The organism is Clostridium paridis, from assembly GCF_016765615.1.
Taxonomy (GTDB): Bacteria; Bacillota; Clostridia; order Clostridiales; family Clostridiaceae; genus Clostridium_T; species Clostridium_T paridis.
In genome coordinates, this window is record NZ_JAESWA010000025.1 from 45,125 (window position 1) to 62,954 (window position 17,830).

The 17,830-nt window shown below is 30.4% G+C and carries 18 protein-coding genes; 14 read left to right on the forward strand and 4 right to left on the reverse strand.

Annotated features, from left to right (window positions below; all coding sequences use genetic code 11):
* Nucleotides 1–29: 29 nt before the first annotated feature.
* Nucleotides 30–1,013 carry an oxidoreductase gene (locus JK634_RS17255; protein WP_202768976.1) on the reverse strand — a complete coding sequence of 328 codons (984 nt, stop codon included), beginning with the start codon at nucleotides 1,011–1,013 and terminating at the stop codon, nucleotides 30–32.
* 170 nt (nucleotides 1,014–1,183) lie between these two features.
* Here JK634_RS17255 and JK634_RS17260 point away from each other — a divergent pair, with 170 nt between their 5' ends.
* Nucleotides 1,184–1,582, forward strand: coding sequence for a MerR family transcriptional regulator (locus JK634_RS17260; protein WP_202768977.1), 399 nt, complete (start codon nucleotides 1,184–1,186; stop codon nucleotides 1,580–1,582).
* A 64-nt stretch (nucleotides 1,583–1,646) separates the two neighbouring features.
* Here JK634_RS17260 and JK634_RS17265 read toward each other — a convergent pair whose 3' ends face one another.
* From JK634_RS17265 to JK634_RS17275, 3 genes are all read right to left on the reverse strand, one after another.
* Nucleotides 1,647–2,936: a VTT domain-containing protein gene (locus JK634_RS17265; RefSeq protein ID WP_202768978.1), complete on the reverse strand. Its 1,290-nt coding sequence runs from the start codon at nucleotides 2,934–2,936 to the stop codon at nucleotides 1,647–1,649.
* Nucleotides 2,937–3,251: 315 nt separating this feature from the next.
* Nucleotides 3,252–3,821: a DUF6143 family protein gene (locus tag JK634_RS17270; protein ID WP_202768979.1), complete on the reverse strand. Its 570-nt coding sequence runs from the start codon at nucleotides 3,819–3,821 to the stop codon at nucleotides 3,252–3,254.
* A gap of 1 nt (nucleotide 3,822) precedes the next feature.
* Nucleotides 3,823–4,407: a DUF6143 family protein gene (locus JK634_RS17275; protein WP_338031244.1), complete on the reverse strand. Its 585-nt coding sequence runs from the start codon at nucleotides 4,405–4,407 to the stop codon at nucleotides 3,823–3,825.
* 161 nt (nucleotides 4,408–4,568) lie between these two features.
* Between JK634_RS17275 and JK634_RS17280 the strand changes: the two genes are divergently transcribed.
* The 13 genes from JK634_RS17280 (at nucleotide 4,569) to pseG (ending at nucleotide 17,793) form a co-directional block, all read left to right on the forward strand.
* The gene (locus JK634_RS17280) at nucleotides 4,569–6,056 is read left to right on the forward strand and encodes an MBOAT family O-acyltransferase (RefSeq protein ID WP_202768980.1); all 1,488 of its coding nucleotides are present in this window, start codon (nucleotides 4,569–4,571) and stop codon (nucleotides 6,054–6,056) included.
* 11 nt (nucleotides 6,057–6,067) lie between these two features.
* On the forward strand, nucleotides 6,068–7,105 hold the full coding sequence (locus JK634_RS17285) for a hypothetical protein (RefSeq protein ID WP_202768981.1): 1,038 nt from the start codon (nucleotides 6,068–6,070) through the stop codon (nucleotides 7,103–7,105).
* Between the two features lie 152 nt (nucleotides 7,106–7,257).
* A complete protein-coding gene (locus JK634_RS17290) occupies nucleotides 7,258–8,376 on the forward strand; it encodes a glycosyltransferase (RefSeq protein ID WP_202768982.1) in 1,119 nt (372 codons plus the stop codon).
* An 82-nt stretch (nucleotides 8,377–8,458) separates the two neighbouring features.
* Nucleotides 8,459–9,163, forward strand: coding sequence for a sugar phosphate nucleotidyltransferase (locus JK634_RS17295; protein WP_202768983.1), 705 nt, complete (start codon nucleotides 8,459–8,461; stop codon nucleotides 9,161–9,163).
* 22 nt (nucleotides 9,164–9,185) lie between these two features.
* Nucleotides 9,186–10,046, forward strand: coding sequence for an NAD-dependent epimerase/dehydratase family protein (locus JK634_RS17300; RefSeq protein WP_202768984.1), 861 nt, complete (start codon nucleotides 9,186–9,188; stop codon nucleotides 10,044–10,046).
* 14 nt (nucleotides 10,047–10,060) lie between these two features.
* On the forward strand, nucleotides 10,061–12,196 hold the full coding sequence (locus JK634_RS17305) for a tetratricopeptide repeat protein (protein WP_202768985.1): 2,136 nt from the start codon (nucleotides 10,061–10,063) through the stop codon (nucleotides 12,194–12,196).
* Between the two features lie 18 nt (nucleotides 12,197–12,214).
* The gene (locus tag JK634_RS17310) at nucleotides 12,215–13,063 is read left to right on the forward strand and encodes a cytidylyltransferase domain-containing protein (protein WP_202768986.1); all 849 of its coding nucleotides are present in this window, start codon (nucleotides 12,215–12,217) and stop codon (nucleotides 13,061–13,063) included.
* Nucleotides 13,064–13,072: 9 nt separating this feature from the next.
* Entirely contained in the window at nucleotides 13,073–14,125 is a 1,053-nt protein-coding gene (locus JK634_RS17315) for an N-acetylneuraminate synthase family protein (RefSeq protein ID WP_202768987.1), read from the forward strand.
* Nucleotides 14,126–14,134: 9 nt separating this feature from the next.
* Nucleotides 14,135–14,638 (forward strand): DapH/DapD/GlmU-related protein, encoded by a 504-nt coding sequence (locus JK634_RS17320; RefSeq protein ID WP_202768988.1) that lies wholly within the window; start codon nucleotides 14,135–14,137, stop codon nucleotides 14,636–14,638.
* 4 nt (nucleotides 14,639–14,642) lie between these two features.
* A complete protein-coding gene (locus tag JK634_RS17325; RefSeq protein WP_202768989.1) occupies nucleotides 14,643–15,374 on the forward strand; it encodes a WbqC family protein in 732 nt (243 codons plus the stop codon).
* 6 nt (nucleotides 15,375–15,380) lie between these two features.
* Nucleotides 15,381–16,058: a methyltransferase domain-containing protein gene (locus JK634_RS17330; RefSeq protein WP_202768990.1), complete on the forward strand. Its 678-nt coding sequence runs from the start codon at nucleotides 15,381–15,383 to the stop codon at nucleotides 16,056–16,058.
* Nucleotides 16,059–16,091: 33 nt separating this feature from the next.
* Entirely contained in the window at nucleotides 16,092–16,772 is a 681-nt protein-coding gene (locus JK634_RS17335) for a PIG-L deacetylase family protein (RefSeq protein ID WP_202768991.1), read from the forward strand.
* A gap of 28 nt (nucleotides 16,773–16,800) precedes the next feature.
* Complete coding sequence (gene pseG / locus JK634_RS17340) at nucleotides 16,801–17,793, forward strand: UDP-2,4-diacetamido-2,4,6-trideoxy-beta-L-altropyranose hydrolase (protein ID WP_338031245.1); 993 nt, start codon at nucleotides 16,801–16,803, stop codon at nucleotides 17,791–17,793.
* Nucleotides 17,794–17,830 lie beyond the last annotated feature (37 nt).

Consider the following 17,830-nt stretch of genomic DNA (forward strand, 5'->3'; position numbering starts at 1 on the left):
TTCTTCTTTTTCTTTAAATCTATATTAGGTTATATGTTAAATTTAACACCAGTAAGATTTTCACTAAGCTGCCATAACCTTTTAGCGAGTTCAGAATCTATAGCCCATGGACGTACCCCATTTCCTTTCAAGCTATCTGATGGAACAGCTTCAGCTATATTACAGTCTTCACAGTAAACTCCCCCCATTCCTTCAAGCTTAGGATTGGTTGCACACCAAACGCTTGTAGCTGCTCCTTGCTCAATATTTTTAAACGCATCAGCATTTTTATTTTCATTAAGCTTTTTGTTGTTACTTTCTATTTGCTTTGGAGCGACTTTCCCGTCTTCAGAAAATCTTCCTAAATCAGTTGTTGGAATTAATCCAGGATGCACTGCAAATGCTCTTACTCCATACTCTTTACCCAGTCTATCAAGCTCTACGGCAAAAAGCACATTTGCTGATTTAGACTGAGCATAAGCTTTCCATTTATCATATTCGGTATTTTGAAAGTTTGGATCTTCGAAATTAACACCTCCTAAACGTTGGGCTCTAGAAGACACAGCAATAACTCTTGCCTCTCCTGGTTTCTTCAAGGCTGGCCAAAGCTTAGCAGTTAAATGAAAGTGTCCAAGATGATTGGTAGCAAATTGAGACTCATACCCTCTTTTATCTCTCATTAGAGGAGGTGCCATTATTCCTGCACTATTTATTAAAATATCTAGTTGTTCTCCAGAGGCTAAAAATCTTTCAGCAAAGGCATCAATAGAATTAGGATCCATAAGATCTAGGGTTTCTAATTCAATTTTTTCAATTCCTTTCACTGCTTCTTTAGCTTTTTCAATGCTTCTTGCAGGAACTATCACTTTAGCCCCAGCTTCTGCCAATATCTTAGCTGTTTCTAACCCAATTCCGGAGTACCCTCCTGTAACAATTGCAACTTTACCTTGTAAGGTTATTCCTTTAATAACTTCTTTTGCAGTTGTATAAAAGTTATATTCTGAGTTTATTGGTGTTTGAATGGTTTTATCCATAGTATTCATCCTTTCTATAAATCAAATTTTTCATGATGATATAAGTATATTTCTTAGAGTGCACTCTAAGTCAATGGGGATTTTATAGAAGTTGATTTTTAATTATTACAACATTTATAATGAGTACTATATTTTAGTTAAAACAAGATTATTCTTAAAGGGGTGAGTGTATGAGTTACTCAATAAAAGAAGTGGCCCAAAAGTTTAATATATCATCTTATACCTTAAGGTACTACGAAAAGGAAGGGTTAATTCCATCAATTAAGCGTAATGAGAGTGGTAGAAGATTATATACAGAGGATGATTTAGGATGGATTCAGATTATTGATTGCATGAGAGCAACAGGAATGTCTATTGCATATATAAAAAAATATGTTGATCTTTGTGCTATGGGTGAAGATACTATATCAGAAAGACGTAAGATAATACTTGATCAAAAAAATGTAATAGAGGAACAGTTAAAGAAGTATAATGAACTTCTTAATTTAGTAGACTTAAAGTTAGATTATTATGATGAGAAGATTACAAAGGATGAACTAAGAAAGATTTTGAATGAGAAAAAGAAATAATACTTTATTAAAGTATAAAAGCAATCTAGAATGAGTAATTCTAGATTGCTTTTATATTACCTTTTTAAGATTGTACTTTAGGTATTATTCTATATATTTCAAGTAGAATAATATTTAAGGTGACCCATACACCACCGAAAATATATCCTGCATATACATCACTTGGATATTCAGTTTGAAAATATAGTGGATTAAGACCAGATAAAATACAAACTAATATGGTTATTAAAACTAGTGCAGTATTAACCCAAGTTTTCTTAGTGTGGCGTATTAGTATAAAGGTAATAAAAGAGTACGTAATTATCGCTATTAACGATTCCTTGCTAGGAAAGCTATATTGAATATTTTCTAATATATTTGATGATGGACTTATACGTTTAAAAATGTATCTTAGGATTGATAGATAGACCTCTCCACCAACAATTGTAATAAGCAAAAATCGCATTTCAAGAAGCTTATCAATGCCTTTTCTAGAAATATATATAATCATAAGAATTATTAATGGAATTAGTATTTTAATAGAAGTCAAATAACTTAGAAAGCTTATTAAAAAATCCCAATTTTCATCAAAAACCACGCTTACTAAGTAAGTAGTAATCTTATCAAATTGTTGAAGTTCATTGGCTAAGTAGTCTTGAATTAATCCAATTACAAGAGCGAAAAAACCTAAAAAAGCAACAGAAATAAAAGCAATAGTAACCTTTATCCTCCCCATGGAATGAAATGTAGTGAGAGCTTTCGCCATATACTTATAGGCAAATTTTATTATTTCATCTTTATGATTCTTATAAGAATAAATAATAACCAAAATAATTAGAATAACTAAGCTTCCTATAAGTAGATATTTTGATATATAACCATGGAACTTTTCCCAATTGGGACCTAGAAATTTACCTAAGGAAATAAAAGTAGATGCCCATATTAGTGCTCCAAGATATGCATTAGTAGAAAACTTTTTATAAGATATTTGTGTTATTCCTGAAAAGTAACCAGTTATATGTCTAACGCCAGGGATAAAGTAAGCAAAAATCAACAATCTATTTCCATAGGAATTGAACCATGATGAGGTTTTTTCTAGTCTTTCTTGTCCAAGGTGAATATATGAACCGTGTCTTTTAAAAAAGTTTAATCCCAGTTTAGTTCCTGCAAAATAAGAAATTGTTATTCCTAAGGCTGCACCTGAAGATGCTACCAATATGCTTAAAAGCCAACTCATTTTAGAGTCATATACAAGAAACCCACAATAGGTCATTATAAGTTCTCCAGGTAGAGGGAAGGCAATTAATTCTAAAATTAATGCAAAAAATAGAATCATATATCCATATTGATTAATTAACTCTAATACAGTGTGCAAAGTATCACATCCTTAATTATGCACTTTAAATATAGATAAATCAGTTCTTCTCAATTATTATCCAACATAAAGATTAAAATATTATTAGAAAATAATTAAATATTAATTAGGATAAGAAAATACTGATATTTGGAAATATCAAGATTATACGCTTTTATATATAGAAAACCACAGAGAAAGTGTTATTAAATAATTTTACTATTTTGGGATAAAAGATGTCAAAGTAGGGAACATCACTGCTAAAAGAAAATATAGTAAAAAAAGGGTGCTTCTCATTTATAACAATGAGTGAGCATCCTTCCATTTTCATTTAAATCAACAGTTAATTTTTTCTTCAAACCAGGTGTAGGAAACAATTGCTTTGGCAGGTTCATTAGGTGCTTCTGGATTGGATAAATCAATTAAAAAAGAGCCGCCGGGAGCAAATATGAATTTCCCAAACTCTACATCTCCAACTGTAGTGTTGGCTTGAGCTCTTCTAACAAAAGCTTTGACGCCATCCTCAGGCTCGCTAGTTACATTAGTGGCTTGAAGAAATTTTACCTTTGGTTTTGGTAGAGGACATAGAGCTGTGTTGCCAGGAGCAACAGTCAATACGCGCATTGGTTGGCCTGTTGGATAACTATTAAACCATATTTGGGCCCTTATTGGAGAATCTCCAGTGTTTGCTACTTCCCAAGAATAAACGAAGAAATTAACATTTGAGTTAAACGGATTAAATAAACCAGCCCATGCTCTTGTTCCATTTCCAAAGATTAATTCATCTGTAGATCCTAAGAAAAAATTCCCTTGAATAGACTGATATAAATCATAGGACATACTGGCTACTTGAGTTATTGGATTGGGCAAGTTTATAGAGCTTTGGAATTTATTACAGAAGTCCATTCTATAGGCACCTCCTATTTTCATTAGTTTTTTCTTCACTCCATCCAAAGGCAACACGTCCCATCCCAGTTCCTATTGTTCCTTTGGGATAAGATATAGTAACAATTAATGAGCCTCCAGGAGGAAATATCAATCTACCATTTTCATCGCTAGCAATTGTAACCTCAGGATTAACCTCTCGTACATATACATTAGTTCCATCTTCAGGTTCACTCAATGCATTATTTCCTTGGAGTAGTAATACTTTTGGTACAGGCAATGGATGAATAGCGGTATTAGCAGGAGTAACGAATTCAGATTTTGTTGGGGTACTAGGAGGGGTAGCATTAACCCATACCCTAGCAATTAGTGGAGCTTCTCCAATATTTGTAACTGTCCAAACAAAAGCAAAAAGATTTACTCCAGAGTTAGGTGGATTAATTAATCCAGCCCAGGCAATGTTTCCACTTTCAAATTCCATATTATCAGCATATCCTACAAAGTATTTGCCTTGAAGTGACAAAAATAAAGGGTTAGCCATACTAGCAACCTGTGTTATTGGATTAGGCAAAATAATTGAGTTTTTATAATTTTTACAGTCTTCCACTTCAATCACATCCCCCATTAAAATATAAGATTTTGGAAAACCTTCTTCCCATATAATATGTAAAATATTTAAGATTTGTGAGGTATATATTAGTATAAAAATTACCAAATTAGGAATATTACATATGAAAAGTAATTGTATACTTAAGGAGGAATATCACTTTGATATTTAATTCAATTAGTTTTTTAATATTTTTTCCTGTTGTAACCATTATTTATTTCCTAATACCTTTTAAGATTAGATGGGTATGGTTATTAGGAACTAGTTATTATTTCTATATGTGTTGGAGTCCTAAATATGCATTAGTATTAGGGTTTTCAACTATAGTTACGTATTTAAGTGGAGTATTAATAGAAAATGCAGATAAGATAAGTGATGAAAAAAAGTCCATAATGATAAAGAAGATATGGGTTTTCATGAGCTTTATGATTAATTTAGGAGTGTTATTTTTATTTAAATACTATAACTTTTTTAACTTCAATATAAAAAGAGTATTTTCTCTGTTTAATATAACAATAGCAACACCAACTTTTGATTTTTTATTGCCAGTAGGCATATCCTTTTATACTTTTAAGGCACTAAGTTATACCATGGATGTTTACAGAGGGGACGTAAAAGTTGAAAAAAATTTAGGTAAATACGCCTTATTTGTATCTTTTTTTCCTCAATTAGTTGCAGGACCAATAGAGAAGTCTAAAAATTTATTACATCAGTTTAATGAAAAACATTATTTTGATTATGATAGAGTAAAAAATGGATTACTTTTAATGCTATGGGGATTCTTTCAAAAGTTATTTGTAGCAGACAGGTTAGCTGTTCTGGTAAATACTGTATACAATGATCCTGGGAATTATAAAGGCTTCCAAACAATTATAGCTACGGTATTTTTCACATTTCAGATATACTGTGACTTTTCATCTTACTCAGATATAGCTATTGGAGCAGCAGAAGTTATGGGTTTTAGATTAAAATATAACTTCAAACAACCATATTTTTCGAGATCTATAAAAGATTTTTGGAGGAGATGGCATATCTCATTAAGTGCATGGTTTAAGGATTATTTATATATACCATTAGGGGGAAATAGGTGTGGTAAGTTAAGAACCTATACAAATGTAATGATAGTTTTTTTATTAAGTGGATTGTGGCATGGTGCTGCAATAAATTTTATAATTTGGGGTATACTGCACGGAACTTATCAAGTATTAGGAGATATATTTAAGCCAATGAAAATGAAGCTTACTAGCATATTCAAGGTACGAACAGAGGTATTTAGCTACAAACTACTTCAAGTATTAGTAACATTTGTGTTAGTGAATTTTGCATGGATATTTTTCAGAGCAGACTCATTCAATACAGCAAAAATTATGATTAGAAATATGACTTTTTTTAATCCATTGCCTCTATCAGTTGACTCTGTCAGTAAGTTGGGTATGGACTCAAAGGATTTCTTGATATCAATACTTGGTATAGCAATTGTATTAACTATAAATGTAATGCAAGCAAAAGGGAGCTTGAGAAGTAAACTGGCAGAACAAAATACAGTATTTAGATGGTCTGTATACTTTAGCTGTATTATTTTTATATTAGTTTTTGGAGTATATGGAGAAGGATATAATCCACAACAATTTATCTATTCCCAGTTTTAGGAGGGATATTAATGATTAGAAAAGCAATTCTAAAGGGTTCAATTTTTTGTATATTATTAACAATTGTTATTTCTATTCTAAATTCCATATTTGTTATTAAGATAAATCATAGGAGCAAGTTGATTCAAGGATTGTATGAAAATATAGATGATCAATATGATGTTGTTTTATTAGGTTCAAGCCACATGAACGGGGGAATTGATCCTAATATATTGTGGAGTAAATATGGAATAAGCAGCTTCAATTATGGAACTGGAGGTCAGCCAATAGATGTTACATATTATTTATTAAAAGAAGTATTAAAGAAACATAAAAATCCTATTATTGTAGTTGATTTGTATTATTTAGGATTGACTGATGAATTTGGAAGTGAAGGATATGTTAGATATGTCCTAGATAATATGAGATTGTCAAAAAATAAAGTTGAAGCAATCATTAATACCACGCCTAAAGATCAGTGGGCTAGCTTTCTTTTCCCGATGATTAAGTACCACAATAGATGGAAGGAATTAACGGAACAAGATTTTAGCTTTGACATTGGAAGTTCGTATTATCAAAAAGGATTTTCAGCAGGTAATGAAATGTATGGTGAAGATAGAAAAGGGGATATAACTACTAAAGAAATAGGGACTATTCCACCAAAGGCAGAAAGGTATTTATATAAAATTATAGATTTATCTAAAAAAGAAGGCTTCAAACTTATATTTACTAATGCTCCTTATGATTATGCAAGTACATCAGGGAGTGACAATTGGAATAGGGAGCCAGCTAAAATGTTTAATAAAGTGTCTGAGATAGCAAAAGATAATAATATAACATTTATAAATTACTGTGATAAGTTTGATCAAATAGGTTTTAACTTTAAAACAGATATGAATAATGCAGGACATCTAAACGTTTGGGGTGCTAATAAAGTAACAATGAATTTTGGGGAATTCTTAAAAGAAAATTATAGCTTAGTAGATCATCGGAGTGATATAAGGTATGCAAAATGGAATTCAGGTTATAAACACTATTCCGAGACTAATGTAGCTGCTACGGAACATTAAAAATAATACTTTAAATTTAAAAGAATCCTGCTTAAAAAATACTTTTGAGTAGGGTTCTCTTATTTTAAAGATAAGTAAAATAAGCACAATTCATTTCTAGATAAATATAATATATTAAATCATAATGCTCTGAGACTATAGGAGAAGAAATAATGGAAAACTCTAAAAGTATAATACATGAGAACAATAAAAAAAAATGTTTAGTAATTTGTCATTTTTTTTCTGTGTATACTAAAAATTTTTTAATAAATTTAAAGGCTGGTTTTGATATTGAATTTGATTTATTAACTATGGACGAGAATTATAGGAATGATAGGATAAGTGAAAGTTTAAATCAAGTTTTTATCTATAAAAGTCTAGATGAAATGATAGCTATACTTAGAAACATTGAAGTGTATGATATTATTCATATCCATTTTTTAGCACCATTTTATGGACAAGTATTTAATGAAATTAGGCAAAAATGTACTAAATTAGTTGCAACAGTTTGGGGAAGTGATTTTTATAGAACAATAAACGAGGACAAAAAGTATCAAGAAAAGATAATAGAAGTAGCAGACAATATTAATTTTGGAAATGGAGATACATTAAAAGAATTTGATAACTTTTATAATAACAGATATAGTCAAAAACTTTCTGTATGTAGATTTGGACTTATACAATTAGATTACATTAAACGATTTATGAAAGAAGGTAAGGACAAGATTAAGAATGAACTACAATGTCCACAAAACTCTATAATAGTAACTTGCGGGCATAATGCCTCACCTGCGCAAAATCATATTTTGTTAATTGAGTCATTAATAAGAATAAAAGACAAAATACCAGATAGGTGTTATTTTCTATTTCCTATGACATATGGGGATGGGGCTGTAGTTAACGAGGTAAGTGAGAAACTTAGTGAATCAGGATTAAAGTATATGATTATAGATGAATTTCTAAGTGATGAAGATATAGCAAAGCTTAGAATAATCTCGGATATTATGATCCATGTACAAACAACTGATCAGTTAAGTGGTTCCATGCAAGAGTATCTTTATGCAAGGAATGTAGTAATAGCAGGTAGCTGGTTACCTTATGGAATATTTAAAAATAAAGATATTTATTTATTAGAAGTAGATAGGGTTGAAGATGTGGGAGAGAAAGTAATATATGCCATTGAGAATTTAGAAAAGTTAATAGTTAATTGTGGAGAAAACAGGGATAAAATTTGGAATATGACTTCTTGGGAAAAAGCAATAGATACATGGGGAAACATTTATAAGGAATAAGGCTCTACAAATAGTTTAGAAGCGTGTAGAGAATATGAAGTACTATAAAACGAATATTTATTATATATAAAGAGGTGAACTCATGAGAGCAATAATAATGGCAGGGGGAAGAGGCGAAAGACTTAAACCATATACAACTGTAATTCCCAAACCACTTATGCCAATTGGAGATATAGCAATATTAGAATTTGTAATTTTGAAATTAAAGAAGGCAGGTTTCGATAGAGTAACTATAACATTAGGGTATCTTGGGAATCTTATTGAGGCTTATGTCGGTAATGGCTCGAGGTTTGGAATACCTATAGATTTTATTTATGAAGAAAAACCATTAAGTACAATTGGACCATTAGCATTTATAGAAGATTTAAACGAAACCTTTATTGTAATGAATGGAGACATACTTACGGATATAGATTTTAATAAATTAATAGAATTTCACAAGAAAAAAAGAGCAAAAGCTACGATAGCAACAAATAAAAGATTCTCTAAGATTGATTTTGGAGTTCTAAACTTTAATGGCGATAGACTTATTACAAGTTTTATAGAAAAGCCAGAATATAACTATGACGTAAGTATGGGGATTTACGTGTTTGAACCTGAAGTATTAGAGTATGTAAAAAAAGGAATTCCATATGGGCTCGATTCTTTGGTATTAGATATGATTCAAAATCGTGATAGAATATATAGCTTTGAATTTGATGGATATTGGTTAGATATTGGAAGACCAGATGATTATGAGAAGGCAATTGAGATGTTTATGAAAATAGGTAAAGATTCTATTCAATAAGCATAGAAAAGAGGTGAGTAATTTGAAACAAGTATTGCTAACTGGATCAAATGGGTTTATTGGAAGAAGGTTAAAAGAAAAATTGATAGAGTTAAAATATGAGGTTTTGGAATTGAATTCTTCAAATGGAGACGTTACAAGTATAGAAACTTTAAGAACGTTTAATCTTGAAAAGATAGGTCATATTTTTCATTTGGCAGCAAAAACGTTTGTTCCAGAGAGTTGGATGCAACCAGAAGAGTTCTATAAAGTTAACACCTTTGGAACTTTGAATATATTGGAGATATGTAAGGAATACAATATTGATTTAACATTTATTAGTTCATATATCTATGGACAACCTAAAACCATGCCTATTTCAGAATCTTCGGATATATGTCCGAATAATCCTTATGCGCATTCTAAGTATATAGCAGAGCAAATGTGTGAGTTTTATTCAAGAGAGTTTAATGTAAATGTAAGTATTATACGTCCTTTTAATATATATGGAATAGGGCAAAATAAAAAATTTCTAATTCCTCATATAATCGATCAAGCTCTATATAGCAATGAAATAAAAATTAAAGATTTATCTCCTAAAAGAGATTATATCTATTTAGAAGATGTAGTTGATGCAATACTTTTAACTATAAATAATAACAAAAATTATTCCGTATATAATATTGGGAGCGGTTATTCAATTAGTGTACAGCAAGTAATTGAAGTTGTCCTAGGAATATTAAATATTGAGAAGAAAGTGATTAGTGAGGATAGTCAAAGAAAAAATGAAATGAATGATGTTGTAGCTGATATAACAAAAGCTAATAGAGAGTTAAATTGGTATCCTAAGTATTCTTTTTTAGATGGGATAAAGAAGATAATTGATCGAGAAATAAGCAATTAATAAGGAGATGTCAAATGAATATAAATGATGCGAAAGGTATTCTTTTAGGAAAAGGCATGGAAGAATTAGAAAAAGAACTTTTTGAGAAATATAAGAAGATACCACAGAATCATATTGAGAGCTATTCAATAAGATCTACACTCCTTATATATGAAAAAAGATACTATGAAGCATTGGATATACTTCATATTGGATTAGGGATAGATTCAAATCAGTTTGATTTGTTATACAATACAGCCTATACCTATGAGCAACTAAATGAATACGGAGAAGCAATTGAATTTTATAAAAAGGCTAGTATTTTAAATAGCGATAAAGAAGTTAATGATAAATTAGTAAAAAGAATAGAGAAATTATTGGATGAGCATGAAGCATCAATAATCAAAAAATGTGAAGAGGAAGAAGAAATTAAAAGAAAGGTAACTAATGAAGAATACTTGAACAAAGAGCTTATGAAAATAATTAAAGATATAGAGGCTCACTATCCAGTAGAAGAATGGGTAATGGGGGATGTTCATATATGGTCTTTAATTAGAAATACTTTATATGGAATAGCAGTAGATAATGCCAATAAACGTAATACTGATTCAACTGATAAAAAAGAAGATTATATTCATCAAATAAAAGTTAAAAAGGATTCATCATGGTTAGAGAAAAAAGTTGATGCAGTGTTTTTAAGTAGAGCTGGCTTCAGAAGTGAAGTAGATGGTGTTTGGTACAGTAGATTTTGTGATCCTATTGCAGATGAACTTGAAAATATGGGATTAAAGACATTGTCATTAGACTATCTAATGCTTGACAATATATATAGATATCCTGAATATAGACCTGCTGTGCATATTCAACAACATCTTAACTATGTAGTAGCTAAGGAAGATCAAGATATTAATCTTGAATATAGATTAGAAGGATTTAATGCATTTTTGTATAAGCTAAATAGACTTAGGGAGAAAACCAAATTAAATATATTTGATTTTTCAATAAAATCTATAGCTATTGATTATATAAGAATTAGAAGAATGGCTGATTATTTTAAGGCAATATTTTATAGAGTTAAACCAAAGTTAGGGTTTGTTTCAGTATTTCAAAACTATATTGGATATGCATTTTGTTTAGCATGCAAGGAATGTGGAGTAACTTCAGTTGATATATCACATGGACCAGGAGGGGAGAATTCTATTTATTTAGAATGGAACAAGCTTCCTAAGTGGGGATACGAACTTTTGCCTAATTACTTTTGGAGCTTTGATAATGTGGAAGCATCAGCAATTAAAAAGTGGACTCAAAATAAGCCTGAAATATATGGTGCAGTTGATGGGGGAGATCCTTGGATTGAGATGTGTTTGAAAGATGATAAAAGGTTATTGGAAAATATAAATAAATACGTTGAAGAAAAGCTTGGATGTATTTTAAATAAGCCTAATTGTGTAAATATTTTATTTGCCCATACCTCTCCAGGAGTAATTCCAAACAGGATATTAGATACTATCGAAAGGTCTCCAAGTAATTGGAACTGGTTTATAAGATTTCACCCAATGACGCCTAACAGTGACAAAAATAGAGATATTAGATTATTAGGGTCTCTAAAGAATTCGAACCTTGAATATAAGTATTCAACAGAATTACCTCTTTTAGGACTGCTTAACTTCATGGACATGAATATAAATTTAGGATCATCTACAACCTATGAGGCTATGTCATTTGGAGTACCTTCTATTATTCTTTATGGAGATGAGTATTATAGAACAAAATTTAAGATGGTGTTTGATAAAAAATTAGCTATAGTCGCAACTGAAGAGGATAATCTGTTGGAAATAATTGAGGATCAAGCTAAGAATGTAAAAGCATTGGTGAAAAATGTAGTTATAGAACCTAAAATAAAATCAGCAGTGGAAGAAATATTGAAATTTTCTTTAAATAAGACAAAACCTATAAGTAACGAACAAGCCTATGAGGAACTTTTATTTGATATTGGCGTTATAGATAACTATGTTCAGATAGAGCTATGTATTGAGTGTAGTGAGATAGAAAAGCTAAGACAATATTATACTTCTATAACTAATGATAAAGAAAAAGAATTGTTTATAAATTATTTATCTAGAAGGGTCAATGGTACGAAATTGGAGAATATATTAAAAGAATTTATATAAAAGGTCGGAGGAATATCTATGAAAATAGCAATGATAACTCAGGCTAGAACAAGTTCTACTAGACTGCCAAGTAAAGTATTAATGCATTTACCATATAAATCTAATATCACTGTGCTTGAGCAAGATATAAGAAGAATGAAAGAGTCAAAATACTTAAATGAGATTATAATTGCAACAACTAATAAGGTGGAGGATGACGAAATAGTAAAAATAGCTCAAAAGGAGAAGGTTAAGTTCTTTAGAGGCTCGGAAGAAGATGTATTATCAAGATACTATTTTGCAGCAAAAGAAAACTTAGTTGATGTAATTGTTAGAGTCACAAGCGACTGCCCTTGCATTGATGGAGAGATCATTGACTTAGTAATAGGGGAGTATTTAAAAGATGAAAGTTGTGATTATGTCTCAACTGTGCTAGAAAGAACATTTCCTATAGGTTTAGATGTTGAGGTAATAAAATTTTCAGCACTAAAAAAAACATACGAAGAAGCTTATAAATCCTATCAAAGAGAGCATGTAACAGATTATATATATGAAAATCCACAGATTTATAAATTGAAAAATGTGTTGGCAGCCACAAAATATCGCTATCCAAGATTAAGAGTTACTTTAGATACAATGGACGATTATATGCTATTATGTGCTGTTTATGATGAGTTATATAAGGTAAATAGAAATTTTTCAGCCGAAGAAGTTATTAAGCTGCTTTTAAAAAAGCCGTGGTTAAACTATATAAATAAGGCATCTGTACAGAAAAAGGATAGTTATGATTTGAATAGTGAGATTATAGAAGGGGCGAATATTCTTAAACTTCAAGGAATGAAAAGAGCTAGTGAAATCTTATTAAAGCAATATAAAGGAGGGAAGTAGTTACTCCTTATGAATTTAATAAAAATAAATGAAGAAAGGTATATAGGAGAAAATCAGCCTGTTTTTATAATTGCAGAAGCAGGAATAAACCACAATGGAGATATAAAGATAGCAAAGAAAATGATAGATAGTGCCAAGAAATGCGGTGTAGATGCTGTAAAATTTCAAACCTTTAAAGCTGAGGAGTTTATTTCTGATAGAGATGAAGTGTATGTATATAAATCCCAAGGCAAAGAAATAACAGAATCTATGTATGAAATGTTTAAAAGATATGAATTTAATGAAAAAGAATGGATTGATATAGCTAACTATTGTAAGGAAAAAGATATAATATTTTTTTCTACGCCACAAAATCCTTCTGATTTGGATTTCTTACTTAGTATTGTTGACATGCCAATTATTAAGGTAGGGGCAGATGATTTAACAAACTTAGAACTATTGAAATACTATGCAAGTAAAGGCAAACCTATGATTATATCTGCAGGAATGGCTTATATTTCGGAAATAGAAGAGGCATCAGAAACTATAAGAGGTGAGAGTAATAATGATTTAGCAATATTACATTGTATATCTTCATATCCTGCAGATGCTGAGGAAGTGAATTTAAGAAAAATGAATACTATAAAGAATGCATTTGATGCAATTGTAGGGTTTTCGGACCATACAATGGGAAATGAAGCAGCTGTAATGGCAGTAACCTTGGGTGCAAAGATAATAGAAAAGCACTTTACACTGGATAAGAATATGGCAGGTCCAGATCACTGGTTTTCAGCAGACATTGATGAAATGAAAAAATTAGTTTATTCTATTAGATTTGCAGAAAAAGCCATGGGTTCTTCTCGAGTTAAACCAACAGAGAAGGAAATGGAGATGAGAAGAATAGCAAGGAGAAGTATTATAGCCAAAAAGGATCTATTAGCTGGGCATATTATAGATAAGAATGATATAGAGTTTAAAAGACCTGGGGAGGGGTTACCTCCTAAATTTGCACAATACTTAATTGGTAAGAAAATTACTAAGACGGTAAGAAGCAAGGAAATAATTAATTTTGAAAATATTTAGTTTAAGTTGGTGAGAGTTATAGATAATGACAAGATTCAAGAGTTAATTAATAGTATTAGTTCTAATGATAATCTTAAAGAGAAATTTTTAAAGCTATTAATAGATACTTTGGAGCTGAGAGAAAATGAATATCATCCATTAGTTTTTGTTAATGGTAGTCCTAAGTTAGGTAAGGATGTATTTATTGGCTTTTTTTCTGAAATAAATGCTAAAGGTGGAGAGGTTATTATAGGGGATAAATGTGATATTGCATCATTTGTATCTATCAATATAGCAGATTCTCATAGTAGAACTATTGGATTAAGTAATGAAATAGCAAGAGGAAAGATAATATTAGAAAATAATGTGTTTGTGGGTTCGCACTCGTTTATAGGAGGAAATGTAAAAATAGGACATAATTCAGTTGTTGCTGCTGGAACTATTTTAATAAATGGTGGAGAGATACCACCGTATTCTTTGATAAAGGGGAATCCAGCTAAGGTTTATAAAAAGTATTACTTAAAAGAAGGATAGAAGAATGATTTTATCAGCACATCAGCCAGCATATTTACCGTGGCTTGGTTATTTCCATAAAATAGCTATAAGTGATAAGTTTGTGGTCTTAGATGAAGTGCAATTTGAAAAAAATAGTTTCACAAATAGAAATAGAATAAAAACATCAAATGGAGCACTTTGGCTCTCTGTACCTATTAAGATGAATGGACATATGGATAAAACCATTAAAACCATGGAGATAGATAATAAATACAATTGGAAGGATAAACATTGGAAGAGTATATATTTAAATTATAAAAAAACTCAGTATTTTCATCATTATAGTGATTTTCTAGAAGATGTATACAAAAGAGAATGGAGTAATTTGGTGGACTTGACGGAGTACATGAATAAATTTTTTCTAAGCGAACTTAGAATTAAAACAAAAATTTATTATCAAAGCAATATTGAGACTAAGGAAAAAAAACAAGAGCTTATTGTAGAACTTTGCAAAAAACTCAACTGTGATACATTTGTATTTGGAAAGCTTGGAAGAAGTTATGCTGATAGAAGTTACTTTGGAAAAAACAATATAAATATATATTTTCAAGAGTATAATCATCCAACCTACAATCAAGCATGGGATGATTTTATTCCAAATATAGCAATTATTGATTTGTTATTCAATGTTAGTAAGGACGAAGCATTGGATATTATAACAAGAGAAAATATAAATAAAAAAACTCTATACAAATTGTTTCAAGGGGGCGTGTAAATAAAGGTGAGTGATTTAAATAAGAAGGTTTGGGATGAAATATATGATAGTGGAACCCAGCTTAATAGATATCCCTATGATTCAGTAGTAGCATTTGTATATAAAAATTATCCTAAAAACATAGAAAGAAAGGATATAAAAATACTTGAAGTAGGCTGTGGGGCAGGAAATAACCTATGGTTCGCAGCACGAGAGGGGTTTAATGTCACAGGAGTAGATAGAAGTAAAAGTGCTATAGAGTATGCTAAAAAGAGATTCATGGATGAAAATTTAAAAGGAAAATTTATTGCTGGAGATATTAAAAAACTTCCATTTGATGATGAAAGTTTTGATCTTGTAATTGATAGATCAGCGTTATCATGTGTTAATCTTAATAAATGCAAATTAGCGGTAAGTGAAATAAATAGAGTATTAAAGAGAGGTGGAAAGTTCTTCTTTAACCCATTTAGCGATAAACACAGTAGTTGTACATCTGGAGAATATAGAGCTGATGGAATGACAGAACATATAAAAGAAGGAATAAGCAATGTTGGAAATGTAAGTTTTTATGGTAAGAGAGATATTTATAGGTTATTTCAAGAAAAATGGCAACTAGGAAGTATTAAGCATATAGAAGCAGTCGAACAAATTAACCCTCTATACTATGTTCATGCTGAATGGGAGATTATAGCAACAAAGCTATGAAATTGCTTAAAAGAGATGTTGTAAGGAGGTTTTATGAAGAATATATTAGTGATAGCAGCACATCCTGATGATGAAATACTTGGAGTTGGGGCAACTGTAGCCAAGCATGTAAATAATGGTGACAGATGCTTTGCGCTTGTTTTAGGAGAAGGAATTACTTCGAGATATGAGAATAAAAATCAGGTAAATAATATAGAAGTTGAGGATCTTCATAAGGATGCTAATGGTGTAGCTAAGATAATCGGATATGAAGATCTCTACTTAGAAAACTTGCCTGATAACAGATTCGATTCATTGAATTTGCTAGATATTATTAAGGTTATTGAAGCTTACTTAAATAAACTAAAGCCAGATATTATTTATACACATCATGGTGGTGACCTAAATATAGATCATAAAAAAATATATGAGGCTGTGTTAACAGCAACAAGACCCATTAACAAAGAGCAGGTTAAAGAGATTTATTGCTTTGAGACGGTATCCTCTACAGAGTGGAATTTTGAATATAAAAACAGTTTTAGACCTAATTACTTTGTTGATGTTACAGAGACACTTAATAAAAAATTGAAGGCCATGAAATATTATAAAAGTGAAATTAGAGATTTTCCACATCCAAGATCACTAGAAAGTCTCGTAGCAAGTGCCAAAGTTTGGGGAAGTGTAATTGGAGTTAAATATGCAGAGGCTTTTGAGGTAGTGAGAATAATCACTTGATTAGTGAGGTGGTATTATTAATATAGCAATACGTGCTGATGGCGGAAGCCAAATAGGCATGGGGCATATAATGAGGACTTTGACACTAGCAAAAAACCTAAGAAAGAATAACGATGTATTCTACGTATGTAGGGTAGATATTCCACTAACGAATAAATATAGCATGGGAATAAAGAAAATTAAAGAAGAAGGCTTTAATGTTGTAATTATTAATGAGGAAAATACAATTAGTGAGCTAAATAATATAAAAGCAGATTTACTTATAACTGATAGTTATGATGTAGATGAGAGGTATTTTTTCGAAACTAAAAAGATATTCAAAAATACAGTCTATATAGATGACCTAAATTTATTCTATTTTGATGTGGATATTCTAATTAATCCTAATATCACTGCTGTAGATTTCCAATATCAAGTTCCTAATGATACACGATTATTATTAGGAACAAAGTATTTAATGCTTAGAGAAGAATTTAGAGTTGAGAAGGCTAAAGAAGATAGAGAAGAAATAAAAGATATTATGATAACAGTTGGGGGAGGAGATCCATTAAATATAACTAATAAGATATTAGAATACATTATAGATTTAAAAATTAATTATCATGTAGTCATTGGTCCAGCATTTGATGTAGAAGTAATAAAAAAAATAGAATCCATATGTAAAGGAAGAAAAAATATAAAATTATATAAGAATTCTAATATCGTTGATGTGATGAAAAAATGTGATTTAGCAATATCTGCATGTGGGAGTACTATATACGAGTTATGTGCTATAAACATACCTATATTAGGAATAATACTTGCCGATAATCAGTACAAAATAGGTACAAAAATGCATGAAAAGGACTTGATTTATTGCTTGGGCTGGTATTATGAACTGAAAAAAGAAAATATAATTGGTGGAATAAACTACTACTCAGATATAAAGGTTAGAAAAAAAACGAGAAATGATCAAAGTAAGATTATAAATATAAATGGAGTAGAGGAAGTTAGCAAAGAAATAATGAATTTATGTAGATAATTATTTGAATTAGAATAAAACAAGTTGGAATGAAAAA